We start from the raw sequence: 14,102 nt of genomic DNA, 5'->3' as shown, positions 1-14,102 counted from the left end.
AATAGCACGGATACATAACAAGCCTGGGGCGATTCCTTGGGCTTGTTTTTTTACTTTCACGTGTCATTCGCTTGTGGTAAATTGGGGTTGTTGGTAATAAATACCGGGGAGAGTTGAAAATGCTCAAGGTTTGTCGGCATTCTGCCGGATTCGGCATGATGCTTGTTCTGTTGGCGATATTGTTCTGGGAGAGCAGTCATGCGGAATCGACGACGGTCGCTGCGGCAAGCAACAGTCACACCGCTAAAATCGGCGACAGCTATCGCAAATGGTCCATGAACGTGCCTGTCGGGCTTCGGCTGGAACTGAACGCCGATCTTGCGACGGTTTCTTTCAGGGACGCCAAGAACACGACTTCCCTAAGGATCGATGCTCTTTATGCGCAAGATCCGTTAAATGCTGCCGAGCAGCGCGATATTCTGAAGGAGTACATGTCCGATGACAAGATCGTGCGGCAAGCTGCGGTCAAGAAATCCGGAAGGGTATACCAAATACTGATTACCCAAAGCCGTTCGGGTTTTGTATTCGAATATAGAGGCATTCAGGCTAATGGCTACTTTTATGTTATCAAGTACGGAGTCAAGTCGAAGTCGGTCACGGCTTTGAACCAATCGGCGACGCTTATCGACAGCTTTCGCCCTGCATATCCGTCGAATGGGCAAAATATTAAGGATTTGGCCCGGATTCGCGACGGTAAAATCAATTTTGCGGTTCCGGACTATGGTTTTGAACTGTGGCTGCCGGACGAATGGTCTACGGAGCTCGGAAATCCCGTTTTTTTTGATCATCACGGCTCGCGAATTGAAGTGCAGATCAACAAGCTGATGCCTGGAGACAGCCTGGATAAGCTGGTAGATCGACGCATGAAGGTCTACCTGGATTCGCAAAATATTCATACCTACATGGATCCGGAAATCAGCATCAAAACCTGGAATGGCGTACCTGCAAAATTAGTTAAGCTGAGATACACCCGGGATGGGGAAGCCTGGTACGGAAAACATGAGATTTTCGCCGTTGCGGGGCAGTTTAAAATTCACATCGCTCATCGTTATCCCTCGACAGCAGACGAAGCCGAAACTCAAGAGGTGCTGGAGCTGCTTCTGAAGCGGTTCAGACTCCATGACGATCTTCTGAAGAAATCGCCTGTCATCGCTCCCGATCCGTGGGATAGGGAGAAGGTTCTGACGACAGCCGTCAGAAGCAGCAAGACCTACGGGTATCGGCTGGAAGTCCCGGTCAAGTGGACGACGCCTTGGGATGCGATGGAGGCCAGCGACGTGTCGTTTGAGGGACTGGGAACCCGGTTTTCCATTCGGATCAGTCCGGAGATGTCAATGCAGGAATATGCGCGCAATCTCGAGTCAGTGTATTCAAACTTTCGGCTTGCCGGGAAGTGGAAGACAGAGTTAGCGGGGCGGCCGGCGCTGAAATATGAGTATTCGGCCGAACAGGCTCCCGAAGGGAAGATGATCGTGTATCTTCTGGAAAAGGACGGGGAGATCTATGAGCTTACGGCCTCCTATGATCTTGCTTATGCGCCGAAATCGGATGTGAAGCGTTTGGAGAAGGTATTTCATTCCTTTGAATTTATCTCCGAGGCGCCTTGACCCCATCCGCCGTTCAAGTAATAATGAGAACAGCGAATGCCGCCCTCATGGAGCGGCTTGGAGGTTAGGATTACATGAAGGACAAAGCCGCTCTGCGGCGTGAAGATACCGAATTGCTGGCCCCGGCCGGCGACTGGGAATGCATGCGGGCTGCGGTGGCCAACGGAGCCGACGCGGTGTTCTTCGGCGTGGAGAAGTTTAATGCGCGGGCGCGGGCGCACAATTTCCAGACGAACGAGCTGCCGGAAATTATGGCGTTCCTGCACAAGTACGGCGTGAAGGGGTTTCTTACCTTCAACATTCTGGTGTTCGAGGACGAGCTGCCGGAAGCGCGCAAGCTGATCGAGGCGTGCATCGACGCCGGGGTGGACGCGGTCATCGTTCAGGATTTGGGTTTGGTGAAAATGATCCGCGAGATTTCGCCCGATTTTCCGATTCACGGCTCCACGCAGATGACGATCACGTCTCCCGAGGCGGTCGAATTTACGAAGCCGTTCGGAATGGAGCGGGTCGTGCTCGGACGGGAGAACAACCTGAAGCAGATTCGGAAGATCGGGGAGCAGGCGAAGCTGCCGATGGAAGTGTTCGTGCACGGCGCCCTGTGCGTTTCCTATTCGGGGCAATGCCTGACCTCGGAAGTGTGGGGCGGACGTTCGGCGAACCGCGGCGAATGCGCGCAGGCGTGCCGCCTGCCCTACGATCTGATGGTCGACGGCGTGCACCAGCCGATGGGCGACATCGCGTATTTGCTGTCTCCGAAGGACCTGGCGGCCATCGACATCGTGCCGGAGCTGATCGAGGCGGGCGTCGCGTCGTTCAAGATCGAAGGGCGCTTGAAGAGCCCCGAATACGTCGCGAACGTGGTCAGCAAGTACAATAAGGAAATCGACAAGTATTTCGAAGGGGACGAGACCGGGCCTTCGAAGGAGGAGGTGCGGGAGCTGCAGCAGAGCTTCTCGCGCGGCTTCACGCACGGCTTCCTGGAGGGGACGAACAACAAGCAGCTCGTGGAGGGGACGTTCCCGAAGAGCCGAGGCGTGTACTTGGGCAAGGTGGAGAAAATTTTGCGCGACGCGGTCGTCTGCAGGCTGGAGGCTCCGCTGAAGCGGGGGGACGGCATCGTGTTCGATGCGGGCGATCCGACGAAGAAGGAGGAGGGCGGACGCGTCTACGACGTGCGGGTGTCGGGCGCGAAGCTGGAAGGCGAAGCGGCCGAAGGGCTGCGGATCGAGATCGTGCCGGGGCGCCACGATATCGACTTGAATCGGGTGCACGAGGGCGACCGGATCTGGAAGACGAGCGATCCCGCGCTGGATAGGCGCTTGCGCGCCAGCTTCGAGACCGAGAAGCCTTATCGCACGTTTCCGCTGTCCGTCTCCGTGTTCGGCCAGGAGGGCATGCCGCTGCGGACGATCTGGACCGACGTTCGCAAGGGGACGACCGTCGCCGTCGAATCGGAGCTGCCGCTGGAGCGCGCGGAGAAGCGTCCGCTCGGCCACGAGGTGCTGAGCGAGCAGCTCGGCCGTCTCGGCGGAACGCTGTACCGGCTCGACCAGCTCGAGGTCGGCCTGAAGGGCGACGTCATCGTGCCGAAGAGCGAGCTGAACCGGATACGGCGCGAAGCCGTCGAGCGGTTAGAGGCGATGCGGGAGCAGCCGCCGAAGTACATCAAGCGGCGGATCGACGAGTACGCCGACGCGTTCGATTCCGAAGCGGCCGGCGTCGGTGCGACGCCGAGCGAAGTGAAGCTGACCGCGCTGTGCCGGACGCTGGAGCAGGTGAAGGCGGTCGCGAAGACGGAAGTCGAGTTCATCTATGCCGACTTCGAGTTTATCAAGCAGTTTCCGGACGCGATTCAAGCGTGCCGCGACGCGGGCAAGCGGATCGCGCTGGCGACGCCGCGTATCCATATGCCGGGAGAGAACGGCTACCATCGCAACATCTTGAATCTGAAGCCGGATGCGGTGCTCGTTCGCAATACGGGAGCTTTGTATTACTATATGAAGGAGCGGATGGAGAAGCCGGACGAGCAGCATCCGATGCTGATCGGGGACTTCTCGCTGAACGTGGCGAACCACAAGACGGTTAACCTGTTCCGCGAGGCGGGGCTCGACCGGGTCACGCCTTCGTACGACCTGAACATTCAGCAGATGGTCGACATGCTGCGGCGGGCCGATACGTCCGGTCTGGAGATCGTCATCCATCAGCATATGCCGATGTTCCATACCGAGCACTGCGTCTACTGCACGTTCATGAGCGAAGGCACGAACTACACGAACTGCGGCCGCCCGTGCGAGGAGAAGCGGGCGTCGCTGCAGGACCGGATCGGCATGTCCCACCCCGTCCGCGTCGACGAGGGCTGCCGCAACACGGTGTACAACGCGATCGAGCAGTCCGGCTCGGAATACCTGGACCTGTTCATGGAGCTGGGCGTGCGCTCCTACCGCGTCGAGTTTCTCGAGGAGAACGCCGACAAGGTGCACGAGGTGCTCACGCTCTACCGCGCGGCCATCGACGGCCGAATCTCCGGAACCGAAGTATGGCGCAAGCTCAAAGCGATCAATCAGCTCGGCGTCACCCGAGGCCAATTGGTGAAGTAAACGGAACAAACCCCGCCTCTGCCGCAGAAGCAGACGGCGGGGTTTTTCTTTGCTTATAATGGTAACGGAGACCATCGCGGCTTAGGGGGGGCGACAGCTTTGTTCAAGCTGATCATTGTAGACGATTTTAAGATCGAGAGAGAGAACGTCAAAGACATTATCGTCGAATCGGGTCTGGAGCTTGAAGTCTGCGGGGAGTACAGCAACGGCAAAGACGCGCTCCTTGCCTTGGAACGGGACAGGCCGGATTTCATCATTACGGATATCGAAATGCCGTTCATGGACGGCCTGACCTTCGGAGAGAAGGTCAGGGAACGCTACCCGCAAATCAAAGTGATCCTGTTCAGCTTCCATAGCAAGTTCGAATATGCGAAGAAGGCGATCGATCTGGAAGCGTATGCGTATATTCTGAAACCGATCATCGACGAGGAGCTGGTCGGCAAGTTCCGCGAGCTGATCGAGCAGCGGAAGGCCGAGCTGCGGAAGCGACAGGAGGAGGAAGAGTTGAAGAAGCTGCTCGAGGCGAGCAAGCCGCTGCTCGTAGACAGCTTCAAGCGCAGCCTGTTTTTGGGAATGGATAAGGACTCCGAGGAAATCGGGCAGCAGTTCGATTACTTAAAGCTCGACAGGCCGGGGGCGCGGCTCATCGTCCTGGCGGTCGAAGTGGACGATTATGAGCAAGCGATGGCCGGCAAAAGCCGCGAAGAGAAGGAGATGCATGCGCTTCGCATATCGAGAATATTGGACAGGCAGTCGGCAGGGAGCGGTTTCCTCTGGTCCCGCATAAGCGAACGGCTCTGGGCGCTCCTCGTCAGCGGCGATGCCGGCGAAGAGACGTTAAAGACGACGGCCTACGGCGTGTCCGCCGCGCTAATCGCTTCGCTGAAGGAAAACGGGATCAGCGTTTCCGTCGGCATCAGTCCGGTGGCGCGGCGCCTTGACAGGTTATCCGAGATGTACGAGCAAGCGGTCCATTCGCTGGAGTACAAATTTCGGCTGGGCAAAGGCCAAATGATTCGCTGCGAGGACATTTCGGACGGGCCCGGCAGCTACAGCATTCCCTATAGCGAAACCCAGAACGAGATCGCCGCTATTTTTCATGCCAGAGACCGGGAAAGAGCCGAGGCATTCGTAGACGGCCTCTTTGGCCGAATCGAAGCTTTCGCCTCCGAAAGCGAAACGAAAAACATGTGCTTTACCGTTGTCCTCTATACGCATCTCGCGCTGAACAGCATGAACGTCCGTCTGGATTCCATTTACGGCAGGGAGCAGCTGCTGTGGGAGAGGCTGATGCAGGTGGAGACGATTGCCGACGTGAAGACGTGGCTGAAAAATACGTTTTTCACGATCATCGCTTACATGGAGAGCAGCCACGGCCCTCAATACGGCAGAATGGTCGAGGAAGCGATCAAGTCCATCAGACGAAACTTCCGGGGCAAGATTACGGTGAAATCGATTGCCGACGAGCTGATGTACAGCGCGAATTATTTGAATAACGTCTTTAAGCAGAAAACCGGGGAGACGATTCTGGAGCATATTACGAAGGTCAGGATGGAGGAAGCGAAGCGGCTGATCGCGGACGATCCGGGCATGAAAACGTATGAGCTCGCGGAGGCGGTCGGCTATAACGACGAGTCGTATTTCCGCAGCGTCTTTAAGCAGTACACCGGATTGACTCCGAAAGAATATAAGGACAGTCTGTAGAGACGGGATACCGAAAGGGGCGCGCCGGATGACAGGACTTCTGTCGCTATTCAGAGACCTTAGCTTGAAGAGAAAGCTGATCCTCATTTTTACGCCTTTCGTTACGCTTGTGATCCTGACGATCGGGCTGCTGACCTACAACATCTCTATTCAGAGGCTGGAAGAGAACAAGGAGCACTTGATTTGGCAGAACCTGGCGCAGACGAACAAGCTGATCGACTTCAACCTGGAAGTCTTTTTGCGCAAATGCGAAATGATTTTTTCCAGCACGACCATCCAGGAGGCGATCGGCAAAGACTACGGGCAGGCGGACGGCAAAGAGATTTACAATGCCTATCTTAACGCGATATACAAAACGATCGAGCCGGTGATCCAGGATCTGGTTTACCCGAATCTGACGTTAAAGCCGTCCCCGAGAGGGACGGGAACGGATATGATCAAGGTGGTGATCTACTCCAACAATCCGTCGTTTCCCAAGGACGGGCAGCTTGTGAAAGATTACGGGCAAATCGACGGAGAAGGCTGGGTGGAGGAAATGCTGTCCAATTCGACCCGGCCGTATTACCGCAGCCTGTTCAACGAGGACGGCACCGACTATATTTCGATCAACAGGGTATTGACGGATTTCCGGAATTTGCGCCAGCTTGGCGTCCTGTCGATTAAGATACCGGTCGTGAGACTGGCTTACTTGATGGAGCAGGACAATGCCAACGCCAATCTGAGCCTAATCTTGCTGGACGGACAGGGAAGCGTCGTCTCCGAGAAGGCGGACGCCGCGTACGCTTTCGGCGATCGGGACCTTCGGACGATGCTGGAGCTGACCGGCGGGAACGGCGGAGCCAAGGTGTTCGATTACGAAACGGACGGTAAAAAGTACATTTACGCCTATGCCCCGTCCGAGCTGAGCGGATGGAACATGCTGGCGGTATACCCGATGGACGAGATCTACAGGGAGCTGTCCCCGATCAAGTCGGCGGTCGCAATTACGCTGATCGTCGGAATCGCCGTTTCCATCCTGCTGACCTTCGCCATCTCGGTGCTGACGACAAGAAGGCTGGAGAAGATCAAGCGCAAGATGGACTTCGTCAAGCGGGATCGCAACATCGTGTTAAGCGAGTTACAAGGAAATGACGAGATCGGCCGCTTGGACAGAAGCTTCAACGAAATGATCCGCAAGATCAACCGCCTGGTCGAGCAAGAGAAGGAGCTGCAAGACCAGAAATCGAGCTTGCAGGTCGAGCTGCTGCAGTCGCAGATCAATCCTCACCTGCTGTACAATACGCTTGCGGCGATCAAGTGGCGGTCCAAGAAAGAGGGCGTTGCCGACGTCAGCCTCGTAGCGGACAAGCTGATTCGCTTTTTCAAGTATTTCCTGAACAAAGGAGCGGTGATGTCCAGCTTGGCCAACGAGCTCGATATGATCGCCCAATACCTTGATATTCTTCGCTTCACCTACGAGATGGAGCTTGACGTCACGATGAGGGTGGACGAGGCGGTCTATTCCTATCACTCTCTCAATTTGATTTTGCAGCCCGTCGTGGAGAATGCGGTCATTCACGGCATCAGGCCGTTGGAGCGCCGCGGGCGTCTGGAAATCGAGGGAGGCGTCCGGGACGGCTCGCTTTATTTCGTCGTGAAGGATAACGGAGTCGGGATGGATGCGGAGACGGTGGACAAGCTGAACAGCGGCGCATACGAGCACGCTTCGGGCGGATACGGCATTCGAAACGTAAAACGAAGAATCAAGCTGATCTTCGGCGAACCCTACGATATTCGCCTGCGCAGCGCTCCGAATGAGGGAACCGAGGCAACGCTTGTGCTTCCGGCGCTGCTGCCCGATCGCCAACTCTAATCATGAATTCCCACGCCTTGCAAAAAGGGTGGGTTTTTTTGTCGCTTAGCCTGTGAATCGCAGCGGAAAAAGGTGAATCGTCCTCTATTGGAGCGTCCGCGAAAGTGGTAGTTTAATCACATAACAAAAAAGAGAGAAGGAGAGAATGACGAATGACGGATCGGGAGGTTATGAAAGCGTATGCTTAACCGGATTTGGTCGCAGAGACTGCTGCTGCTGTTTTTGCTTCCGGGAGCTGCGGCTTTAATCGCGTTCAATTATATTCCGATGGCCGGAATTCTGATCGCCTTCCAGGATTACAAACCGCAAAACGGCTTTTTCGGAAGTTCATTTATCGGTTTTCAGCATTTCCGCGCGTTCTTGGAGGACCCGGCGTTTCGCTCCGCGCTCCAGAACACGCTGGGAATCGGTTTTCTGTCGCTGCTTTTTGCCTTTCCCGCGCCCATTCTATTGGCGCTGATGATCGACAGCGTCAGAAGCAAAAGCTTCAAGCGGATCACGCAGACGATCACGTATATGCCCCATTTCCTGTCCTGGGTCATTATCGCCGGGCTGGTCTACAGAATGCTGGCGGAAGACGGCGTCGTCAACGCGCTGATCGGCTCCTTCGGGCTGGCTCCGATTTCGTTCATGAGAACGCCTGAGCTGTACTGGCTCATCTTTATCGTCGTCTCGATTTTGAAGGAGGTCGGCTGGGGCTCCATCATTTACCTGGCCGCGATCTCCTCGATCGATCCGGAATTGTACAACGCGGCATCGATCGACGGCGCCGGCCCATGGAAGAAGCTGGTTTACATTACGCTCCCGGGCATCGCTCCCGCCATCGCGCTAATGTTCGTGCTGAACCTCGGCACGATCGTTAACGTCGGTTTCGATGCCGCCTTTAATCTGATGAATCCGCTCGTCATGTCGACGGCCGATGTCGTCGATACGTACGTGTATCGAACGGGGATATTGCTCGGCAGGTTTTCGTACTCGACCGCCGTCGGGCTGTGCCAGTCGGTCATCTCCTTCATTTTGTTCTTCTTCGGACTGAAGATCGCGAAGAAATACTTTAATTACTCCATCATCTAATCGTCGGAGTCGATACGAGAGGACAGGGCCATGAAGACAAAACGATTAAAAGTCAGGCCGCTCAGTCTGCTGAACGGCTTAGCGCTTATCGCGCTGTGCGTCGTAACGTTGTATCCGATTGTCTACGTGTTTATGTATTCGATCAGCGATGCCGCAGCCGCCGCTTCCCGCAGCATCACCGTGTATCCGATCGAGTTTACGCTGGACAACTACCGGTCGATCTTCGTCGACAACCGAATTTTAAAGGCGTTTTGGATTTCGGTGGAACGAACGGTGCTGGGCACTCTGCTGCATTTGCTCGTGACGGGATTGGCTGCTTACGCGTTCTCGAAAGAGAACCTTTTTATGCGAAGGAAGCTGCTGATGTTCTTCATTATTCCGCTTTACTTCAACGGAGGTCTCCTGCCTTTTTACGTGCAAATCGTGAATTTGGGCTTGTATAACAACTTTCTTGTTTATATTCTGCCGACCGCGATGGGGATCTTTAACATGCTGGTCATGAAGGTGTTTTTCGAACAGCTGCCCAGAAGTCTGGAGGAGTCGGCCAAAGTCGACGGCGCCGGGGAGTTCACGGTGTTCGCCCGCATCATTATTCCTTCAAGCATGCCGGTGATCGCGACGGTTATTATGTTTATCGGCGTGCAGCAGTGGAATTCGTGGTTTGACGGCCTGCTCTTCACCAACAAGGCGGACATGGCGCCGCTTCAGACGCTGCTGTACAAAATCATTTTGGAAAATCAGGCCACTTCCATGGAGCAGCTGGCCAGGCTGGCGAACGCGAACGTTTCCGTAACTCCCGAAGCGATCAAAATGACGACGTTAATCATTTCGACCGTGCCGATGCTCGTCATTTATCCGTTCTTGCAGAAGTACTTCGTCAAGGGCATGATGATTGGCGCCGTGAAAGGTTAACGCCGTTAAAGAGAAAGTATAGGCAGGGAAACCTGTTTATATATAAAAAACATCAGGAGGTCATTTCATTGAAAAGCTTCAAGATGGGGTTTGCAGGGCTGGCCGCGGCTCTGTTCCTGTCCGCCGCGCTTTCGGGCTGCAGCGGGAACGGCGGGGGCAAGACCGGGTCTGCGGAACCGTCGCCGACGCAGGGCCATGCGTCGAACGGTTCGGGAACGGAATCGGAGCCGCTCCTGGAAATTACGATTCTGGACGCGCTGAACGCGGCCGTCAAGCCTGGAGCCGATAATCCGAACGACATCGTAACGCCTGAAGTCGAGAAAAAATTCAATATTAAAATTACGGAAATTACGCCGTCGGGCGGCAAAATGCCGGCAGAGCTCATCAACATGATGGTGGCAGCGGGCAACGTGCCGGACGTTGTTTGGACGGACAACCCGAATATCGGCAACTTCTACGCGAAGGATGCCTTCGCGGATTTGACGGAATACAAGGATCTGCTCGTCAATATGAAAAAATGGTACTCGGACGTCGCTTGGAAAATGCTAGAGGTGGACGGGAGATTGATTGCGCTGCCGAGCGGCGGAGATCCAAACATGGATAACCCGGAGCTGGCAAGTCAGTTAAGCTCGGATCTGCTGTATCGGCCGATGAACAACTTCGCCATTCAGGTGCGGGAAGATGTGCTTCGCAAGGCGGGCTACACGTTCAAGTCGGTCCACGATCTGCAGCAGGAGCTGGACAGCGCGCCGAGAAGAGTCGCCGCGGAGGACGTGCAAATCGAGCCGCCCATCGAAACGTTCGAGGATTTCGAAGCGCTGTTGTACAAGATCAAAGACTTGAACCTGACCGCCAACGGAAAGCCGGTGTATCCGTTATACGTGCCGGGTGAATACGGCCCTCACATTTTGTCGGTCATCTATGCGCCGACAAGCGGATTTTGGTATGACAAGGCTGCCGATAAGGCAAGCGCTTTTCTTGAAAACCCTTACGTCAAAGATTTCTACAAGGTTATGAACAAATGGATTAAGGACGGCATTATCGACAAGGACTTTATGATTGATAAGGCGGATCAGATGCAAACCAAAATCGCGGGCGGGAATGCCGCGGTTATCATTACAACGTCGGACATCAACGCGGCACGAACGGCCGTCAAGCGCGCAAATCCGGAGGACGACTTCCGACCGATCCCGTGGCCGGCGTCCAAGTCCGGCAAAACCGCCTATGTCGATCCGTCGTATCCGGCGGGGTCGGCCAACATTATGATCAATAAGGATTTCGAGGACATACCGCGGCTTCTGAAATATTTGGACTGGTTCTACAGCGACGAAGCGATGGAGCTCGGCACATGGGGCCCGGAATCCGCCGGACTATGGGAAGTGAAGGACGGCAAAAAGGTATTCAAAGACGACGCGCTGTGGGAGGCCATCCGTACGGGAACGACGACCGCGGACGGAAAGGGAGCGTCTTATTACGGCCTGCTCGATTATTTCGCGCCGGTCGAATGGACGAGCAAAGCTTTCGCTTATGCGCCGACGCCGCCGTACAACCTGAAAAACTACCGATTGAGCTATCCGGTCAAGCTGAACGCCTACTCGGATATGCAGAACTTCATTTCCTCCAAGATGCTTGCGCGCGACGGCTCCATGCTTCCCGCTAAAGGAGAAGTGGCAAGCACGTTGGGCGGCTACTACTGGAGCTCGACCGTCAAGAAGCTGCCTCTCGCCATGATGGCGAAGACGGACGCGGAATTCGACAAGGAATGGCAGGCGATCGTGGACGACATGAAGAGCAACGGCCGCTACGACGAAGCGATGCAGGGGATGCTTCAGGAGTTCAGGGCGATTAACGGGAAATAAAAAGGGGAACCAACGGGAGGCGCAAGCGCGAGTTCGGACATGCTTGCGCCTCTTCCGACGATCATGACTTTTGAGGAGGAATTCGATATGCTAACGTTCAAGCGAGTTTCCGCGGTTATCGTTTCTCTTGCCGTCACGATGGGGAGCGGCGCTGCCGCCGCATCGGCAAGCGAGCCGTATAAGCCCAGCATCGGTATCTGGTATTCGACCTGGTATGCGAATCAAGGCCATTATTTTTGGAGCGATAGCTTCGGCGCGAATTCCGCCGCCCAGTTTCTGGCGGACGTGGACGGAGACGGGCTGGACGATGCCGTCGTGTTTCAAGCGGACGGAACGTGGAAAGTCGCGAAGTCGGACGGAACACGATTCGGGCCGGAATCCGTCTGGGTGGCCGGCCACGGCGTCGGGTCGACCAGGCAGTTCGTCGCGGACGTGACGGGGGACGGCAAAGCCGATTCGGTTATTTTCTATCCGGGCGACGGGTCCTGGTATATCTCCCCTTCTACGGGCAACGGGTTCGGCGCTTACTATCAGCTGGCAGCGGGATTCGGAACGGGCGCGGACGACGCCTTTATCGCGGATGCGGACGGAGACGGCAAGGCCGATGCGATCGTCTACGACAAGACGACGCATACGTGGAAAGTCGCGCTCTCTACGGGCAGTGCCTTCGGGGCCGGCTCGCCATGGCTGGCCGGATTCGGGGCGAACGCTTCCCGCATGATGGCGGACGTCGACGGCGACGGCAAAGCGGATGCGGTCAGCATGTATGACGCAGACGGCAGCTGGTGGGTCGCGACCTCGAATGGAAGCGGATTCAACGCCTACTCCTTATGGATTTCCGGGTACGGCTCGGGGTCAAGCCGGCAAATGCTGGCGGATAAAAACAACGACGGCAAAGCCGACGCCATTACTTTTTATACGAACGGTCCTACGGGCGGCGATTGGCAGGCGAGAGTTTCCGACGGCTCGTCGTTCGTCGCCGAGACGTACCCATACTCCGGCGAGTGGAAGTACAAGCACGGCGCCGGATCGACATGGCAGGGGATGGGCCGCGTATTCGGCTCGGCGTACCCCGGAGCGGCTCCGGTCGCCTTTGACGGCAGCACCGGGAAGTGGAAGGCGATTCCTTCCGATAACGATTATTTGAAGCCGAATACGTGGAATACGTGGGAATCGGGACTGAACGCGGAATCCCGGGAGATTAACTATCGCCCGAGAACGGCCGGCGTGTACGGAATGTACGACAGCGGAGATCCGGCGGTCATCGACGAGCACATCCAGATGCTGGCGAACGCCAAAATCGATTTTATCATTTTCGATATGACGAACTCCATCGACGCCGACAATAAATACATTATTAATCGAGCGGTCGCGGTAATGGAAAGATTGGCGGCGTGGAACGCGAATCCGTCGAACCGGAAGGTCAAATACGCTTTCGCCGTCGGCTTCATCCAATTCAACCACGATCCTCAATCGTTCGAAAACGAAGCCCAAGTCGTTCTGGAGCAGTACGTCAATCACGGGACGTACGGGGGAAGCGACAACTATTATTATGAAAACGGAAAGCCTCTCCTCGTCAGCTTCAGCTCCTACGAAGACCGAATCGCGATTGAGAACTGGACGGGAGACCAAACGTACCAGAATCAATTTACGATCAAATATGCCCAGGGAAGGGTGCCGGAGTTCGGCAATCCGCCTGTTGAAGAAAGCGGGCTTTATTACGGCTGGGTCGCGGCCGACGGAGCCGTTCCTCATCCGGACGCGATGCTTGTCAATCCCGGGCACAACCCCAATATCGGCGTTCCGGTCCTCTCCCGCGCGCTCGACGGCGTGAACGGCGGATTTTACGAGCGTTCCTGGGATCGCGTCATCGCGCAAAAGCCGAAAACCGTCCTTATAGGGTCGTTTAACGAATTCGCCGAGGAGAACGCGATTCAGCCTGCGGATACGAGCCGGCTCGTTGCGCCGAGCGAGAAGTGGTACAACAGGTCCGGACAGCTCGATCCGGATTTCTACTGGGACATGACGGTTCGGAAAATCAACGAGTTGCTGGGACTGCCGACGCGCGCGTTCGCCGTCTCCGGGCAGCTTGAGCCCGGAGCGCTGGTCACGGCCTCCGCGACCGTGACGCCGATTAACGGCATCCACACTAACGGCCCGGAAGTCGTCGTTTTCCAGTTGATGGACGGATCGGAACCGGTCAGCCTTGTCGCTGTGCAGCAGGAGCTTACGGCGAGCGCAACGTTCACGGCTCATTTTAACGTCGCCAGGACAGCCGGACATTCCGTTAAGGTCTACGTCCTGAACGCCTTTAACAGCAGTCCTTCCGATGACGAAACGAGTCTGGCCGACGTTCTGGTCCTTCAATAGAAATTGTTGCGGGTCAGCCGGCGATTTTACACTCCCCTAACACAAACCACAATGTTCGTTTTCATTTCGATGCTACAATCGGTCTCAAGAAACTTTGGTGCGCCGAAGTGCGCTTGATATAGAG

The 14,102-nt window shown here is 55.9% G+C and carries 8 protein-coding genes; all 8 read left to right on the top strand.

The genetic code is table 11. From position 1 onward, the window contains the following. Positions 1 to 119 precede the first annotated feature (119 nt). Positions 120 to 1,607 carry a hypothetical protein gene (locus ACFO3S_RS25485; RefSeq protein WP_378101890.1) on the top strand — a complete coding sequence of 496 codons (1,488 nt, stop codon included), beginning with the start codon at positions 120 to 122 and terminating at the stop codon, positions 1,605 to 1,607. Positions 1,608 to 1,681: 74 nt separating this feature from the next. Continuing rightward, positions 1,682 to 4,207: a U32 family peptidase gene (locus tag ACFO3S_RS25480; protein WP_378101888.1), complete on the top strand. Its 2,526-nt coding sequence runs from the start codon at positions 1,682 to 1,684 to the stop codon at positions 4,205 to 4,207. A gap of 99 nt (positions 4,208 to 4,306) precedes the next feature. Next, a complete protein-coding gene (locus ACFO3S_RS25475) occupies positions 4,307 to 5,911 on the top strand; it encodes a response regulator (RefSeq protein WP_378101885.1) in 1,605 nt (534 codons plus the stop codon). Positions 5,912 to 5,975: 64 nt separating this feature from the next. After that, positions 5,976 to 7,763, top strand: coding sequence for a sensor histidine kinase (locus tag ACFO3S_RS25470; protein ID WP_378101883.1), 1,788 nt, complete (start codon positions 5,976 to 5,978; stop codon positions 7,761 to 7,763). 180 nt (positions 7,764 to 7,943) lie between these two features. After that, positions 7,944 to 8,837: an ABC transporter permease gene (locus ACFO3S_RS25465; protein WP_378101880.1), complete on the top strand. Its 894-nt coding sequence runs from the start codon at positions 7,944 to 7,946 to the stop codon at positions 8,835 to 8,837. A 30-nt stretch (positions 8,838 to 8,867) separates the two neighbouring features. Continuing rightward, entirely contained in the window at positions 8,868 to 9,749 is an 882-nt protein-coding gene (locus tag ACFO3S_RS25460; RefSeq protein WP_378101878.1) for a carbohydrate ABC transporter permease, read from the top strand. A gap of 68 nt (positions 9,750 to 9,817) precedes the next feature. Then, on the top strand, positions 9,818 to 11,608 hold the full coding sequence (locus ACFO3S_RS25455) for a type 2 periplasmic-binding domain-containing protein (protein ID WP_378101875.1): 1,791 nt from the start codon (positions 9,818 to 9,820) through the stop codon (positions 11,606 to 11,608). A gap of 87 nt (positions 11,609 to 11,695) precedes the next feature. Further along, on the top strand, positions 11,696 to 13,978 hold the full coding sequence (locus ACFO3S_RS25450) for an FG-GAP-like repeat-containing protein (protein WP_378101872.1): 2,283 nt from the start codon (positions 11,696 to 11,698) through the stop codon (positions 13,976 to 13,978). Positions 13,979 to 14,102 lie beyond the last annotated feature (124 nt).

The sequence above is a fragment of the Cohnella hongkongensis genome (genome assembly GCF_042654645.1).
In the GTDB taxonomy this organism is placed as follows: domain Bacteria; phylum Bacillota; class Bacilli; order Paenibacillales; family Paenibacillaceae; genus Cohnella; species Cohnella hongkongensis.
Note: the sequence above shows the minus strand (reverse complement) of the source record. Positions and strands in the feature narration are given on the sequence as shown.